The 15,561-nt window shown below is 62.9% G+C and carries 10 protein-coding genes; 8 read left to right on the forward strand and 2 right to left on the reverse strand.

The features are described 5' to 3' along the window. The first annotated feature begins 30 nt into the window (after positions 1-30). The 7 genes from tssC to vgrG all read left to right on the forward strand — a co-directional run bounded on the left by tssC (position 31) and on the right by vgrG (position 12,284). Positions 31-1,569, forward strand: coding sequence for a type VI secretion system contractile sheath large subunit (tssC, locus tag U9R80_RS10955; RefSeq protein ID WP_301839609.1), 1,539 nt, complete (start codon positions 31-33; stop codon positions 1,567-1,569). A 22-nt stretch (positions 1,570-1,591) separates the two neighbouring features. Then, complete coding sequence (tssK, locus tag U9R80_RS10960; RefSeq protein WP_301839608.1) at positions 1,592-2,947, forward strand: type VI secretion system baseplate subunit TssK; 1,356 nt, start codon at positions 1,592-1,594, stop codon at positions 2,945-2,947. Next, complete coding sequence (gene tssL / locus U9R80_RS10965) at positions 2,944-3,624, forward strand: type VI secretion system protein TssL, short form (RefSeq protein WP_442964949.1); 681 nt, start codon at positions 2,944-2,946, stop codon at positions 3,622-3,624. The genes tssK and tssL overlap by 4 nt, the downstream gene beginning before the upstream one ends. A gap of 10 nt (positions 3,625-3,634) precedes the next feature. Next, complete coding sequence (locus U9R80_RS10970; protein ID WP_301839605.1) at positions 3,635-5,374, forward strand: OmpA family protein; 1,740 nt, start codon at positions 3,635-3,637, stop codon at positions 5,372-5,374. Between the two features lie 15 nt (positions 5,375-5,389). Beyond that, positions 5,390-5,881 (forward strand): Hcp family type VI secretion system effector, encoded by a 492-nt coding sequence (locus U9R80_RS10975; RefSeq protein WP_301839604.1) that lies wholly within the window; start codon positions 5,390-5,392, stop codon positions 5,879-5,881. A 152-nt stretch (positions 5,882-6,033) separates the two neighbouring features. Next, complete coding sequence (tssH, locus tag U9R80_RS10980) at positions 6,034-8,703, forward strand: type VI secretion system ATPase TssH (RefSeq protein ID WP_301839603.1); 2,670 nt, start codon at positions 6,034-6,036, stop codon at positions 8,701-8,703. Then, positions 8,700-12,284: a type VI secretion system tip protein VgrG gene (vgrG, locus tag U9R80_RS27310; RefSeq protein ID WP_442964950.1), complete on the forward strand. Its 3,585-nt coding sequence runs from the start codon at positions 8,700-8,702 to the stop codon at positions 12,282-12,284. Before tssH ends, vgrG begins: the two co-directional genes overlap by 4 nt. A gap of 183 nt (positions 12,285-12,467) precedes the next feature. On the opposite strand, the gene U9R80_RS10995 is transcribed toward vgrG, so the two are convergent. Further along, the gene (locus U9R80_RS10995) at positions 12,468-13,394 is read right to left on the reverse strand and encodes a LysR family transcriptional regulator (protein WP_301839602.1); all 927 of its coding nucleotides are present in this window, start codon (positions 13,392-13,394) and stop codon (positions 12,468-12,470) included. A 128-nt stretch (positions 13,395-13,522) separates the two neighbouring features. Here U9R80_RS10995 and U9R80_RS11000 point away from each other — a divergent pair, with 128 nt between their 5' ends. Further along, complete coding sequence (locus tag U9R80_RS11000) at positions 13,523-14,650, forward strand: alkene reductase (RefSeq protein WP_301839601.1); 1,128 nt, start codon at positions 13,523-13,525, stop codon at positions 14,648-14,650. On the opposite strand, the gene U9R80_RS11005 is transcribed toward U9R80_RS11000, so the two are convergent. After that, the gene (locus U9R80_RS11005; protein ID WP_301839600.1) at positions 14,635-15,456 is read right to left on the reverse strand and encodes an alpha/beta fold hydrolase; all 822 of its coding nucleotides are present in this window, start codon (positions 15,454-15,456) and stop codon (positions 14,635-14,637) included. The genes U9R80_RS11000 and U9R80_RS11005 overlap by 16 nt on opposite strands. Positions 15,457-15,561: the final 105 nt, after the last annotated feature.

Consider the following 15,561-nt stretch of genomic DNA (forward strand, 5'->3'; position numbering starts at 1 on the left):
TCCCGGATCGTCTAAAAGGAAGTTTGCCCAATGTCCGTAGAACATTCTCAAGCGTCGTCCGGCGGCGCTGAAGCACTGACCCAGGATTCGCTCAGCGTTTATGGTGCCCTGTTCAGCAAGATCAACCTCAACCCCATCAGCGAAATGGGCGGCATCGATGTGTATCAAAGCACCGATGCACTGGCTGAGGTTTCAGCCGATGAGCGCGTAACCGCGGCAGTCAGTGTGTTTCTGGAGTTGATCGAGCAATCGTCGCAAAAGGTCGAGCGCCTGGACAAGACCCTGCTCGATGAGCATATCGCCTCCCTCGATGCACAGATCAGCCGGCAACTGGATGCTGTTATGCACCACCCCGACTTTCAGCGCGTGGAGTCGACCTGGCGTGGTGTGAAGTCACTGATCGACCAGACCGATTTCCGCCAGAACGTGCGTATCGAGCTGCTGGATATCAGCAAGGACCACCTGGTGCAGGACTTCGAGGATGCACCGGAAATCGCCCAGAGCGGGTTGTACCTGCACACCTACACCCAGGAGTACGACACACCCGGTGGCGAGCCGATCGCAGCGGCCATCTCCAACTACGAGTTCGACCGCAGCCCCCAGGACATAGCCCTGCTGCGCAATATCTCCAAGGTGTCGGCGGCCGCGCACATGCCATTCATTGGGTCGGTAGGCCCGGCGTTTTTCGGCAAGTCGTCAATGGAAGAGGTCGCGGCCATCAAGGACATCGGGAACTATTTCGATCGTGCCGAGTACATCAAGTGGAAGGCGTTTCGCGACAGCGACGATTCCCGCTATATCGGCCTGACCATGCCGCGTGTGCTGGGGCGCTTGCCCTATGGGCCAGACACCGCGCCGGTGCGCAGTTTCAACTACGTCGAAAACGTCAAAGGGCCGGACCACGAGAAGTACCTGTGGACCAACGCCTCGTTCGCCTTTGCGGCCAACATGGTCAAGAGCTTCATTGCCAACGGCTGGTGTGTACAGATCCGCGGGCCACAGTCCGGCGGCGCCGTCACTGACCTGCCGATCCACCTGTACGATCTGGGCACGGGCAACCAGGTGAAAATCCCTTCCGAGGTGATGATCCCGGAAACCCGCGAGTTCGAGTTCGCCAACCTCGGTTTCATCCCCCTGTCGTATTACAAGAACCGTGACTACGCCTGCTTCTTTTCGGCCAACTCGGCCCAGAAGCCGGCGCTGTACGACACCGCCGACGCTACCGCCAACAGCCGTATCAATGCCCGCCTGCCATACATCTTCCTGCTGTCGCGCATCGCCCATTACCTGAAGCTGATCCAGCGCGAGAACATCGGTACGACCAAGGATCGCCGTCTGCTTGAGATGGAGCTGAACAGGTGGGTTGGCGGGCTGGTCACCGAGATGACCGATCCGGGCGATGATCTGCAGGCGTCCCATCCGTTGCGTGAGGCGAAGGTGATTGTTGAGGACATCGACGACAACCCGGGCTTCTTCCGCGTCAAGTTGTTCGCCGTGCCGCACTTTCAGGTCGAAGGCATGGACGTCAACCTTTCGCTGGTTTCGCAGATGCCCAAAGCGAAAGCCTGACCCCTCGTAGGAAACACTAGCCATGAAAATCGACCGCCCCTTGTGGGCCGCGGGAGCCCTGTTGTGCCCGCAGCAGTTCCAGCAGCAGGCACGCTGGGAGGCCTGGGCCAACGAAAATATTGCCCAGTTGGCCTTGGTACACCCCTGGGGCGTGCGAGCGGTGGCATTCGATCCCCACGCCCTGCACCTGGGCAAACTCAAGGCAACCCGGATATGCATGCGCATGCCCGATGGCACGCTGATCGACAGCGATAACGTCGATCAGTTGCCGCCCGCCCTGGAACTGGCGCGGGTACTGCCTGAAACCAGCCAGCAGGCCACCTTGTTGCTGGCATTGCCGCTGGAGCAGGCCAATGGCAACAACTGTGTGTTTGAAGGCAAGCAGGCTGAGCGGCCGACGCGCTATCGGCAGGTCTGGCGCCAGGTCCAGGATGCCTACGCGGACGAGACGCAGTCGATGGGCGTGCTGGAGCAGGCACTGAGCCTTCGCCTGAGTAGCGATGACAACGGTGACTACCTGACCTGTCCGGTGGTGCGCCTGATACGTGACGGGCAGGGCGCCTGGATTCTTGACCCTGAGTACGTGCCGCCGTTGCTGAGCTTTGCCGCCCACCCTGGGCTCGTGAACGAACTGGACAATCTGCTGACGCAGCTGTCGGCCAAACGTCAACGCTTGATGGGCATGCGCCGTGAAAGCAACCAGCGCATGGCTGACTTTGCCGTGGCGGACGTGTCGCTGTTCTGGCTGCTCAATGCCTTGAACACCTACCAGCCGGTACTGGCCGATCTCAAGGCGTATCCGGACCGACACCCCGAGCAGGTTTACCTGGAGCTGGTAAAGCTGGCCGGCAGCCTGCTGACGTTTTCCCTGGACCAAGATCTGGACAGCATTCCCGCGTACCGGCATGACGCACTTGAACACGTGTTCATGCCGCTGTTGCGCACCCTTTCCAAATTGCTGGAGGCCAGCCTGCCATCGCGCGTCATCGCCCTGGACCTTGAGGCAGTCGATGCCAACCGCTGGCAAGCAAGGCTCAGTGATGCGCGCTTGCGTGAGCCGCAAGGCGCCGACTTCTACCTCTCGGTACGTTGCGCTCTGCCGGCCGCTCAACTGCAGAGCCAGTTCCCGCGGCTGTGCAAAGCTGGTGCGCCGGACGATGTCGCCCATCTGGTCAACGCCGCGCTCGATGGTGTGCCTCTCAAATCGCTCAGTCATGTGCCGGCGGCCATCCCGTTGCGCCTGGAGAACCAGTATTTCGCCCTCGACCTAAGTCACCCCAAAGGCCAGGCAATGCTCAACGCAGGTACCTGTGCCTTCTATGTGCCGAGCACCTTGGCCGATGTGAAGCTTGAACTGTTCGCGGTGCTGCGCACATGAATACGACAGCCATGAACGTACGATCCACGACGGTGGATATAGATGCATTGCTGCAGGACAGCTATCTGCTGGTGGTGGAGCTGCTGCAGGGCGCATCGGCTCAGAACAGCGAGGACCTTTGGGCGCACTGCGTCAAGCAGGTAGAGCGGGTGCGCGAAGGCTTGAAGGCTGGCGACGTGGCCGAGCGCAGTATCGATCTGATCAGTCACGCGCATTGCGCATTGCTGGATGAGACCGTGCTCAGTCGTGCCAAGGACGTAGCCCATACCCAGTGGGCCAGCGAGCCGCTGCAGGCGAAATTCTTCAGCCATCACCAGGCGGGTGAGTCCCTGTACGAGGACATGCGCGAAGTGCTGCGCCAGCCTGCACCTGACCTGCTGGTGCTCACAGCGTTCGAGCGTGTGCTGATGCTGGGCTTTCGTGGGCGTTACCGCGACATTGACGCCCCGGAGCGTGAGCAACTGCTCACCGCACTCACGGCACGGGTCGCACCCCTGCGAGTGTCGTGTGGACTGACCACCCGCCGGGTTGGCAGCCGGAAGCTTGGCGTGCCGGGTTGGTTGCAGATGCCCCTGAGCCAGGTTGCTGCAGCTGCATTGTTGCTCGGTGCTGTCTGGTGGGGGCTGGATCATCTGCTGGGCGGTGTGATCGCAACGCTGCTCTCGGGGCAGGCATGAGGACGCGCCGATGACCTTCAAGCACAAGCAAGGGCTTTGGCTATGGGCTGGGTCGCTCGGCTTGGCACTGCTGGCGATTGTCCCTGCGAGCGGTTGGGCTCGGGCGGTGATGGCGCTGGTGATTGTGCTGGTCGTCACTCGCACCTGGGGCCGCCTGCGCAAGGCAAGCAAGACTGTAACCCAGTCACTGGTAATGGCCGACGGCTCGCGTCTGCCGTCACTGGCCTACCGGCAACCCGTGGTCCTGGTGTGTGGCGACGGGCTGGACGCTCTGTTCGGCGCCTTGCCAATCGAGCACCTGGCCGTGCGCAGCACCGCTCATGGTTGCTATGTGCGCGTACCCGGTATCGATCAATTTCCGTTACTGGTTGCAACCCTGCTGAGCGAACGTCCGCACTGGGGGGCGCAGCTCAGCGTCATGTGGGTCACCAATGCGGATGAGCACAGCGATGGCGCTGTCTTGGCAGGCCAGCTGCGAGCCTTCGGCTATCAACTCGCGCAAGTTCGCAAACGTGGCCTCGCATTGCCGCTGATGCTGACCAGCTACCTGCAAGCCACGCAAGGTGAAGGCCCGTGGTTCAGTTGGGAGGCAGGGTTGGCCCAACCCTGTGTACGGGATGCAAACAGCTGCGTGAGCCTTGATCAGTGGCAGCGGCAGGCGGCTGATATTGCGACCCAGGCGGCGCGCGTACAGCTCAGTGTAAAGCTGGGCGGTGTAGCGGCCTGGCTGAACGAGTGGGTAGTGCCGCAGTTGTTGACCGAGCAGGTGCGCACACCTGTCGGCCTGCCGCTGGCCTGTGCGATCACAATGGTGCCCACCCCCGGCCCGGTGCAGCAGGGAAGCCTGTGGCGGCAATGGCTGCGAGACCGACTGGGGTTGCTTGATATCCGCAGCGCCGAGCAGGCAGCAAGCAGCTCGCTGCCGTTTCCGGATCCGCTGCTGGAGTTGTTGCCCGGCGGTAACCGGCGCTCATCATTGCAGGGCGCGCCCGTGGCTGCGATGTGGATGCTGGTGGTCGCCGCGATCATCGCCTTGTGCAGTTCAGCGTGGCAAAACACCTTGCTGGCGCGCCAGGTGACAGACGACCTGCGCCGTTATCACATGGTTTTCCCTTCCAGTCACGTCGATCGGGCTGGATCTGCCGTGCACGAGGAAGCGCTTGGGGTCTTGCGCGAGGATGCGGCGCGCCTGGACGGCTATTACCGCCAGGGCGCGCCCCTCAGCCTGGGGCTGGGTTTGTATCGGGGCGACCAACTGCGTCCCCCGGTACTTGCCACCATCGCCGGTCATCGCCTGCCATTGGCTGCGCCCGCGCCGCAAACAAACGCCGATCCGGTGCGCCTGGACAGCCTGTCGCTGTTTGCCATCGGCAGCGCACAGCTCAAGCCCGAATCAACCCAGGTGTTGATCAACGCCCTGGTAGGCATCAAGGCCCAGCCCGGCTGGTTGATCGTCATTGCCGGGCACACCGATGCCACGGGCAATGCTGACCAGAACCTTCAGTTGTCCCGTGCCCGAGCCGCTGCGGTGCATGAGTGGTTCAAACGCATGGGTGAGATCCCCGACAGCTGTTTTGCAGTGCAGGGCTTTGGCGCCAGCCAGCCGATCGCCAGCAATGACACCGAGGCCGGGCGCGCGGCCAATCGACGCGTAGAAATCCGCCTGGTGCCGGATGCGGACAGCTGTGTGCTGTCCGTGCCCGGGCCGGGCACATCCCCTGCTGCCGCGACTGCGGCAGTTATGAACTAAGAAAAGGAGCTTCACATGGCAATTCCGGTTTACCTGTGGCTGAAAGACGATGGTGGTGCGGATATCAAAGGTTCGGTGAATGTGCAGGGGCGCGAGGGCAGCGTCGAAGTGATTGCCCAGGACCACGGCGTGTTCATCCCCACCGATAACAATACCGGCAAGCTGACCGGTGCGCGGATACATGAACCGTTTCTGTTCACCAAAGAAATCGATGCCTCCAGCCCCTATCTCTACCGGGCAGTCAAGTCCGGGCAGACCCTCAAGAAAGCTGAGTTCAAGTGGTATCGCATCAACGATGCAGGCCAGGAAGTCGAGTACTACAACACCACGCTGGAGAACGTGAAAGTGGTGAAAGTCGCCTCGAAAATGCACAACGTCAAAGACCCCGTGACCGAGAAGCTCAACCACCTGGAGTTGGTCGAGTTGCGCTACGAGAAGGTCACCTGGACGTTCAAGGACGGCAACATTGTCCACTCCGACTCCTGGAACGAGCGAGAAAGCGCCTGACCCAGCTGCACTCGCGGGCGATGTTCGCCTGCGGGTGCCTGGTCTGCTGGGGGAGCGCCTGTACGCGGGCGCTCATCCCAATACATCGACCTTCACGACTACCGCGAGCAGCTTCGGCTCCCTGCCGAACATCCAGGACAAGGACGCACCCCATGGCACATTCCTCCACCCGATTGCTACGCCGCCTCAATCCTTACTGCGCCCAGGCGCTGAGTGCGGCGGCTTCGTTGTGTCAAGGCCGTGCCCACGGCCAGATCAGCATCGAGCACTGGCTGCTCAAGTTGTTAGAGCAGGGCGAGGGCGACCTCACCGTGATCGCCCGGCGCTACGAATGGGACATGGACACCTTGTGGCACGGTCTGCTCGAGCATCTGGACCGTCTGCCGCGCAGCGTTCAGAGCAAGCCGCAGTTGTGCGGCAAGTTGCAGCAATTGATCAGCAACGCCTGGCTGAATGCATCGCTGGAAGACAACAGCGACACCCTGCGGTCGGCCCACCTGCTCAGTGCGCTGATCGAGGCGCCCGGCTTGCTGGCCTGCGAAGCCGCTTGGCCGCTGCTGAGCATAAGCCCGGTGCAGTTGCAAAATCTCGTTGCGCTACTGGACCAGCATTCCGAAGAGCGCCCCCAGATACAGGCGCAAAAAGCCCTCGCCGGTACGGACGCAATCACGGACGCATCGGCAACCGTAGTCGGTCATTCTGTGAGCGATGCCCGGCATGAGGTGCTGGACAGATTCACTCAGGACATCACCGCCAAGGCCGGGGCAGGGCAGATCGATCCAGTGTTTGGCCGGGACGATGAAATCCGGCAGGTCATCGACATCCTGAGTCGCCGACGCAAGAACAACCCGATTCTGGTCGGCGACCCCGGGGTCGGCAAAACCGCGCTGGTCGAAGGCCTGGCGCTGCGTATTGCCCAAGGCACCGTGCCGGACAGCCTCAAGGCGGTCAGTGTGCGCACACTTGACCTTGGGCTGTTGCAAGCCGGGGCTGGCGTCAAGGGCGAGTTCGAGCAACGTCTGAAAAATATCATCGATGCCGTGCAGCAATCGGCCAACCCGGTGCTGCTGTTCATCGACGAAGCTCACACTCTGATCGGAGCCGGCAACCATGCAGGCGGCGGCGATGCCGCCAACCTGCTCAAGCCAGCCCTGGCCCGGGGTGAGTTGCGCACCATCGCCGCCACCACCTGGAGTGAATACAAACAATACTTCGAGCGCGACGCTGCGCTGGAACGGCGCTTTCAAGTGGTCAAGGTCGACGAGCCCGATGACGCCAATGCCAGCCTCATGTTGCGTGGCCTCAAAGCGCGTTACGCCAGCCATCACGGCGTGCATATCCAGGATGCCGCAGTGCAGGCCGCGGTCATCCTGTCGCGACGTTACCTGACCGGGCGCCAGTTGCCGGACAAGGCCGTCGACCTGCTCGATACCGCCAGCGCCCGGGTGCGCATGAGCCTGGACTGCGAGCCCCAGGCGCTGGTGCGGGTCAAGTCCCGGCAGGCTGCCCTGGCGCTGGAGTGCCAGGCGCTTGAGGATGACCAGCGCCTGAGCGGCCTTGGCAGTGACGAGCGCTTGGCAAACATAGCGGCGCAACACGCGTCGCTCGATCACCAACGCATCGAACTGGAGCGCCAATACCACCACGAGCTCGAGCTTACCCAACAGTTGCTTGACGCCCGTCAGGCCGAGAGTCCGCAGCCGCAAGCCTGTCAGGACCTGCAACAGCGGCTGGACCACGTGCAGGGCAACCGCCCGTTGCTATCGCTGGATGTCACTGCCCGCAGCGTGGCCGAAGTCATCGCCGACTGGACAGGCGTCCCACTGGGCAGCCTGCTCAAGGATGAACAGGCCGGTCTGTTGACCCTGGAGCAGCAACTGGCCGAGCGGGTGATAGGGCAGGCGCCTGCTTTGGGCGCGCTGGCCCAGCGGCTGCGGGCGGCGCGCACCGGTCTTACCGAAGAGTCGGCGCCCCAGGGTGTGTTCCTGCTGGTGGGCACCAGCGGTGTCGGCAAGACCGAAACCGCCCTGGCGCTGGCAGATTGTCTGTTCGGCGGTGAACGGTCGCTGATCACCCTCAACCTCTCCGAGTACCAGGAAGCCCACACCGTCAGCCAGCTCAAAGGCTCTCCGCCGGGTTACGTAGGCTACGGCCAGGGCGGGGTGCTCACCGAAGCGGTGCGCCAGCGTCCCTACAGCGTAGTGCTGCTCGACGAAGTGGAAAAGGCCCACCGCGACGTACTCAACCTGTTCTATCAGGTTTTCGATCGCGGCTTCATGCGTGACGGCGAAGGGCGCGAAATCGACTTTCGCAACACCGTCATCCTGATGACCTCCAACCTGGGCAGTGATGAACTGCAGGCTTGCCTGCAGGCGCAACCCGATGCGCCGGAGAGCACCTTGCACGAACTGCTGCGGCCAATCCTGCGCGAGCATTTCCAGCCGGCGTTGCTGGCAAGGTTCCAGACCCTGATCTACCGCCCGCTGGATGCCGACGCACTCAAGCGCATCGTCATCCTCAAACTGGCCAAAGTCGCCCGCCGCCTGCAGCACCATTACGGCCTCGATTGCCAGCATGACGAGCACTTGAGTGATGCCCTGGTTGCCGCCTGCCTGTTGCCCGACACCGGAGCGCGCAACATCGACAGCCTGCTCAACCAACAAATACTGCCGGTACTCAGCCAGCAACTGCTGCAGCGTCAGGCGGCCGGGCAGCGCATCAGCGGCGTGACCCTGGGTTACAGCGAAGAAGAGGGCATCACCTTGCAGTTCAGCGATGCGCAGCAGGTTGCCGCGTCCTCTGATAGCGAGGCCCAGGCATGACCATGGCCCTCCCGAGCTTCTTCGACCACAGCCGGCACAAACTGCAGGTCCGCAATGTCAGCGCAACGCTGGACGTACTGGCCTTCACCGGTGAAGAACACCTGAGCAAACCGTTCAGCTACCACATCGAGTTCACCTGCGCCGAGCAGGACCTCAGTGCCGAGCAACTGCTCAACCAGGACGCGACTTTCAGCCTGCACGCTGCCCCCGAAAAAGCGCCGTTCCTCGGCCTGCCCGTGCCCGAGGTCAAGCCGCTGCGCACCCTGTACGGGGTCGTCAGCGCCTTCCAGCGCCTGTCTGCCTCACGGGACGAAGCCCGCTACCAGCTCACCCTGCAACCGCGCCTGGCCCTGCTCGACCGCGGCAAGCAGTACCGCATCTACCAGTACAAATCGGTGCCGCAGATCGTCGAGCACATCTTGCGCAGTCGCCACGACTTCCTCGGCCAGGACTTCATCTTCACCCTGGTGCGCGAGTACCCCGTGCGTCACCAGGTGATGCAGTACGGCGAAAGCGACCTGGCCTTCATCACCCGCCTGCTGGCCGAAGTGGGCATCTGGTTTCGCTTCACCATCGACGAACGCCTGCGCATCGACGTCGTCGAGTTTCACGACGACCAGCGCCACTACCAGCGCGTCGACGCGCTGCCATGCCGGCCGCAGTCGGGTCTGAACAGCAACGACCAAGACTGCGTGTGGGGCCTGCAGACCGAGCACAAGGTGGTGGAAAAACACATCAACATCCGCGCCTACCACCACCGCGACATCACCGCCGCGCTCCACGGCGAAGTCGACCAGACCCGTGGCGCCAGGACCACCTACGGCGAGGCCTACCACTACGCCGAGCCCTACACCGAGCGCGGTGATCCGATCGACCAGGACGAAGACCTGCTCAGCGAAAGCGGCTATTTCTACGCGCGCCTGCGCCACGAGCGCTACCTCAATGGCCAGACCCGCCTGCGCGGCATCAGCAGCAGCGCCGCCCTGGCGCCGGGGCAATGGCTGAAAATCGCCAACGGCGCCCCCCAGGCCTTCGCACCGGGCGCGGTACTCACCGGCCTGCGCACCCGCGCCGCCCGTGACAGCAGCTTCGAGGCCCACTTCGAGGCGCTTCCCTACGTCGAAACCGTGTGCTTTCGCCCCGAACTGCAGCCCAAGCCGCAGATGGCCGGCACCGTACCGGCGCGGGTCACCAGCACCCACCCCAACCACCCCTACGGTCACGTCGATATCGAAGGCCGCTACCGGGTCAACTTCCTCTTCGACCGCGACAGCTGGAACGCCGGCCAGGAAAGCGTCTGGCTGCGCCTGGCGCGGCCTTACGCCGGTGACACCTACGGCCTGCACCTGCCGTTGCTGCCCGGCACCGAAGTGGCGGTGGCCTTCGAGCACGGCGACCCGGACCGCCCCTTCATCGCCCACGCCCTGCACGACAACCGCCACCCCGACCCCGTCACCTTGCGCAACTACAAGCGCAACGTCCTGCGCACCCCGGCCAACAACAAATTGCGCATGGAGGACACGCGGGGGCAGGAACACATCAAGCTCAGCACCGAGTACGGCGGCAAGAGCCAGGTGAACCTGGGGCATCTGGTGGATGCCGAGAAGCGAAAGCGCGGGGAAGGGTTTGAGCTGCGCACGGATGATTGGGGGGCGATTCGTGCGGGGAAGGGGGTGTTCATCAGTGCTGACCAACAGCCCAAAGCCAACGACACGCAACTGGACATGGCCGCTGCCATTTTGCAACTGGAAAGCGCCCTGTCCCTGGCCCGCTCGATGCAGCAGGCAGCACAGAGCGCGCAAGTTACCCCTGGCGATGCGCAAAGCATCCAGCGCCTGACCGATGCCTTGAAAGGCCTGGAACAACCCGGGGTCCTGATGCATGCGCCCGGCGGCATCGGCGTACTCAGCCAGGAAGCGCTGTGCTTGTCTTCGGGCGCCGAAAGCGTCGGCATTCTGGCCGCGCACAACACCGACATCAGCGCCGGGCGCAGCATCACCGCCGTTGCCGAAGAATCCGTGAGCCTGCTCGCCAGTCAGGCCGATCTGCAACTGAAGGCGGCCAAAGGCAACGTCCAACTGCACGCGCAAAAAGGCGCACTGCATGCCCTGGCAAAAAACGACCTCAAGATCGAGAGCGTGGATGGGCGGATAACAATCAGCGCTGCGCAGGAACTGGTGCTCAACTGTGGCGGGGCGTACATCCGCCTCAAAGACGGTGAGATCGAACTGGGCGCCCCAGGCAACCTCTACCTGAAGACCGCCAACGTGCAAAAGCTTGCCGCTGCCAGCCTCGACATGCCTGCCACACCATTGCCCAGCGGCTACGCCGGCACCTACGACCTGGCCGACTCGGGGCAGGTGTCCAAGCCCTTCGCCCGATACCAGATCACCACTCAGGAAGGCGGCGTATTCAAAGGCGTAACCGACCGCCATGGCCAGACCATGAGTGTTCACACCTTGCTGCCGGGCGCGATGACCATCGCGTTCCCCGAGGCCACCGGCTTTGACGAACAACTGCGCCTGCTGGGGCGCAGTGGAGAAATTGCCAGCCATGTGAAGTACTCGGCGACCCTGGCGGACGGCAGCAGCATCGAGGGCGTAACCGATGCATTGGGCCTGACCGAACGCATTGTGACTAAAGAGGCCGTGCAGATCACCCGGCTGACCCTCTTTCCCCCTGAACAGGCTGAACTGATGTGCTGCGCAGCGCAGAACACCCAGTCACCTCTGGTCATCGACCTTACCGACAGCGACATCGTCACCAATGAAGAGGAGGTGGGGCACTCCTCACTCACCGTGAAGTTGCCCAAGGGCAAAAAGCGCGGGTTGACGCCGGGTGAAATCGACATGGCCAGAACCGTGTTGCCGGCACTCGTTACCCTCAATACCGCGCTCGCGCGGCTGAACGCTGCGCTTGAGGGCCAGGTGCAGGCACCCTTGCTCACCTTGCAGGCGCTGCGCCACCAGGTGGCGAGCTTCATCCAGCGCGTGCAGCGCATGAGCCCCATCGGTGAAGCACTGCCGGTGGCGACGAATTTGCCCGAGCCAACATTGGTGCGGCCTGTGGTGATATTGCCACCGACCCGTTTGCCACCCTTGACGCCTCGTAAACGCAAAACAGGCCTGTGGCTGTGTGCATTGGGCGCACTGCTGGTTTCCAGCAGCGCAGCCTGGTGGTGGGAACGCGCACGCTCCTTTGAACCTCCGCCTGTGCCCGCGCCGGTGCAACTGGACAGCCTGCAGTTGTTTGAGGCCGGCAGTGCCGCGCTGACGCCGGGCTCAACCAAAGTGCTGATCAACGCGCTGGTGGATATCAAGGCCCGTCCCGGCTGGTTGATCGTTATCTCCGGGCACACCGACACCACCGGTAACGCCGGGCAAAACCTGGCGCTCTCCCATACCCGTGCCACTGCCGTGCGTGACTGGATGCAGCGCATGGGGGACATTCCCGACAATTGCTTTGCCGTTCAGGGTGGGGCAGCCAATCAACCGATTGCCAGTAACGAGACGCTCGAAGGCCGTTCGGCCAACCGGCGTGTGGACATCCAGCTGGTGCCACACGAGGGGGCCTGCGGCTAACCCCGTAGGCGCGGGCTTGCCCGGCGATGGTCCTCAAGTCATGCACATCCCGGTGCAACGACGAAGCGGGATCATCGGAAGGCATGGAGCTGTCGGCAGGATTCCAGGTCCCTCGCGGGGCAAGCCCGCTCCTACCGGCGTTGTAGGAGCGGGCTTGCCCCGCGACCACCCCCCAAAAAGCCCTCAGCTCAAGTCGTCCCAATACGGCGGCGAACCAATGGCGTCGAGAAAGTAGTCCCACACGCGTCGCACTTTTTGCGAGCGAAGGCGGTTTTCCGGGGAGATCAGGTGGATCTGGCTGGGCGTTGCATCCACCGAGCCGTCCCAGTCGGGCAACAGCGGGATCAAGGTCTTGTTCCTGAAGTGCTCGTGGTCGAACAGCCAGGACGGAAAGAACACGATCCCCCGGCCTGCCAGCGCCGCTTCCACCAGCACCTGGGCATTGTTGCTGCGCAGCGGGCCTTGTACGTCAATGATCGTTACGGCCTCGCTGCCCGGGCGGCGGAAGTGCCAGCGCTGGGCGCCACCGGTGCCTTTGTAGACCAGGCAGCAATGCTGTTGCAGGTCCTGGGGCGTTGCCGGTCGTCCGTGCTGTTCCACGTAGCCGGCGCTGGCGCACAGGACGAACCGCTGGTCGCAGAGCTTGCGCCCGATCAGCCCGGAATCCTGCAGGTGACCGACGCGGAAGGTAAGGTCGGCGCCTTCCTGCACGGGGTCGATGTAGGCATCGGTCACCGTCAGTTCGACCGTCAGTTCAGGGTACAACCGGTACAAGCCGTCGAGCAGCTTGACGATGTGGAGGTGACCGAACGCGACCGGGGCATTGATGCGTACCAGGCCGCGAATGTCGCCGGCCTTGCCGCTGATGTCTTCATTGGCGGTGTCGAGCAGCTCCAGCACTTCGCGGATCTGTGCGTAATAGCGCTCACCGGCGTCGGTCAGTTTTACCGCCCGGGTGTTGCGGTACAGCAGCTGTTGCCCCACCTCACGCTCCAGCGCGGCTATGAAACGCGACACCGAAGAGGCGGGAACCTGGAAGTGGCGGGCGGTGGCAGAAAAGCTGCCGGTTACCGCCACCATGGCGAAGAAACGGTGGGCCTTGAGGTGCATTGCAGGGGGCTCTGGTTGCTGTAATAGCAATAGTGTTTTGCTTTAAGGCTTGATTGTGGCTGTTTTGGCAAGATCCTACCATGGCCTCATCACTTCCCAGGCGTAAGCCGATTCAAGAGGCCCGATTCATGATTGACCTGTTTGCTCCTTACCACCTTGCCGGATTGGCGCTGAACAACCGTTTCGTCATGGCCCCGATGACCCGTTCACGGGCGCCGCAAGACATCGCCACCGAGCAGGTGGCGCTGCATTACACCCAACGTGGCACGGCCGGCCTGATCGTTTCGGAAGGCACGCCGATCTCCCGTGAAGGCCAGGGCTATCTGTTCAACCCGGGGATCTACACCCCTGAGCAGATTCAGGGCTGGAAGCTGGTCACTGACTCCGTTCACAGCGTTGGCGGCAAGATGTTTGCCCAGCTCTGGCATGTGGGGCGCGTGTCTCACACCTCGATCCAGCTCGACGGCAAGGCTCCCGTCAGTGCCACCAGCAAGGTTGCCCAGGGGGCAGTCGCCTTCGGCTATACCCCCGAGGGTGAGCCGGGCTTTGTCGCCACTTCGACGCCACGCCCGTTGACCACCGAGGAAGTCGCCCGGGTGGTCGAAGACTTTGCCCAGGCCGCGCACAACGCCATTGAAGCCGGTTTCGATGGCGTTGAAATCCATGGCGCCAACGGCTACCTCGTCGAGCAGTTCCTCAACCCCCTGGTCAATGACCGCACTGATCGCTATGGCGCCGATACGCTGGAAGGTCGCCTGCGCTTTGTCTTTGAAGTGGTTGATGCGGTCATTGCCAAGATTGGCGCCCATCGAGTGGGGATTCGCATCTCGCCTTACGGGCAGTTGTTCGACATGCCGCTCTACCCTGAGATCGATGAAACGTATGCGGCACTGTGTGCGGGCATGGGCGCCCGTGGCATCGCCTACGTGCACGTCATGGACCAGACCCACTTCTTCCTTGCCAGTGAGAGCGCCACCGCCAAGGATCAGGCCCTGCGCAATTTGCTGGAACAGTGCAAGGCGCAGTTGGGCGACACGGCGTTGATCCTGGCCGGCGACATGACCCTGGAGCGTGCCCAGGACCTGGTAGACGCCGGGCTGATCGACCTGGCCGGCTTTGGCCAGCCGTTCATTGCCAACCCTGACCTGGTCGCCCGCCTGAAAAACGGCTGGCCCTTGACCGCCCCGGAGCGCGACAGCTACTACGGCGGTACGGGCAAGGGGTATGTGGATTACTCGCCTTACGTGCCTGCCTGAAGTCCGGGATGGGCATCGAGGAAGCGTCCCACGGCCGTGAGCACGACATCAGGTACTTCCCGGTGAGGCACGTGATGGCAATCGTCCAGGATCAGGCATTCACTCGGCGCACTCGACAGCATGGCCAATTGCTGCGGGTGCGCCACTGAGCCGTATTCGTCGTGCTCGCCATGGAGGACCAGCAGGGGGCAATGAATGGCATCGACCGAGTGTTCGATGGTCCAGTGACGGTAGTTTTCGCCCAGCCAGGTCTGGGTCCAGGCGTTCAATACCCAGGGCGCCTTGGCGCCATGGTATCGCTCCAGGCGCGACATCTGCCCAGGTTGGGCGAACTGCACCTGGGCCTCGCGGATGCCTTGCAACGTGCGGTCTTCGACAAAGGCCTGGGCCGCAAGGGTGATCAATGTCGTGCACTGCTGGGGATAGCGTGAAGCACAGGCGGCTGCCATGGCGCCGCCGACGCTATGGCCCAGGGCAACGAAGCGTTCGAGCTGCAGGGCCGCTTTCAGGCAAGCAAAGGAGCCTTCGGCCTCATCGCGTATGAAGGTCAGTGGCAGTGGCCCCGGATGCACATCGGATTGGCCGAAGCCGAGGCGGTCATAGGCGATCACCTCGCGGCCGGTGGCCTGGCACAGCTGCTGGGGAAAATCCCGCCACAGGGCCACGCAGCCCAACGAGTCATGGAAGAGGATGATCGGCGGCTTCTGGCCGTCGCCCAGGTCGGGGGCGGGGAACCAGCGATTGACAAACAGCCGTCCGTGCGGCGTGTCGATCCAAAGGGTTTCAGTGTGGGTGGACAATGGCATGCAAGACCTCGGTAGATGGCTCGGCGCATTAACTGAAGGCGCAGGGTAACAGGTGGCGCCGGCTGCGCTGTCGATTTTGCCGCGGCGTGTTCGACTACCTTTACG

Origin of the sequence: Pseudomonas sp. JQ170C, from assembly GCF_035581345.1 — a bacterium.
In the GTDB taxonomy this organism is placed as follows: Bacteria; Pseudomonadota; Gammaproteobacteria; order Pseudomonadales; family Pseudomonadaceae; genus Aquipseudomonas.

Excerpts from the sequence above, each read along its gene's own strand:
- tssC (WP_301839609.1), top strand. The coding sequence starts at position 31 with ATGTCCGTAGAACATTCTCAAGCGTCGTCCGGCGGCGCTGAAGCACTG.
- tssK (WP_301839608.1), top strand. The coding sequence starts at position 1,592 with ATGAAAATCGACCGCCCCTTGTGGGCCGCGGGAGCCCTGTTGTGCCCG.
- tssL (WP_442964949.1), top strand. The coding sequence starts at position 2,944 with ATGAATACGACAGCCATGAACGTACGATCCACGACGGTGGATATAGAT.
- U9R80_RS10970 (WP_301839605.1), top strand. The coding sequence starts at position 3,635 with ATGACCTTCAAGCACAAGCAAGGGCTTTGGCTATGGGCTGGGTCGCTC.
- U9R80_RS10975 (WP_301839604.1), top strand. The coding sequence starts at position 5,390 with ATGGCAATTCCGGTTTACCTGTGGCTGAAAGACGATGGTGGTGCGGAT.
- tssH (WP_301839603.1), top strand. The coding sequence starts at position 6,034 with ATGGCACATTCCTCCACCCGATTGCTACGCCGCCTCAATCCTTACTGC.
- vgrG (WP_442964950.1), top strand. The coding sequence starts at position 8,700 with ATGACCATGGCCCTCCCGAGCTTCTTCGACCACAGCCGGCACAAACTG.
- U9R80_RS10995 (WP_301839602.1), bottom strand. The coding sequence starts at position 13,394 with ATGCACCTCAAGGCCCACCGTTTCTTCGCCATGGTGGCGGTAACCGGC.
- U9R80_RS11000 (WP_301839601.1), top strand. The coding sequence starts at position 13,523 with ATGATTGACCTGTTTGCTCCTTACCACCTTGCCGGATTGGCGCTGAAC.
- U9R80_RS11005 (WP_301839600.1), bottom strand. The coding sequence starts at position 15,456 with ATGCCATTGTCCACCCACACTGAAACCCTTTGGATCGACACGCCGCAC.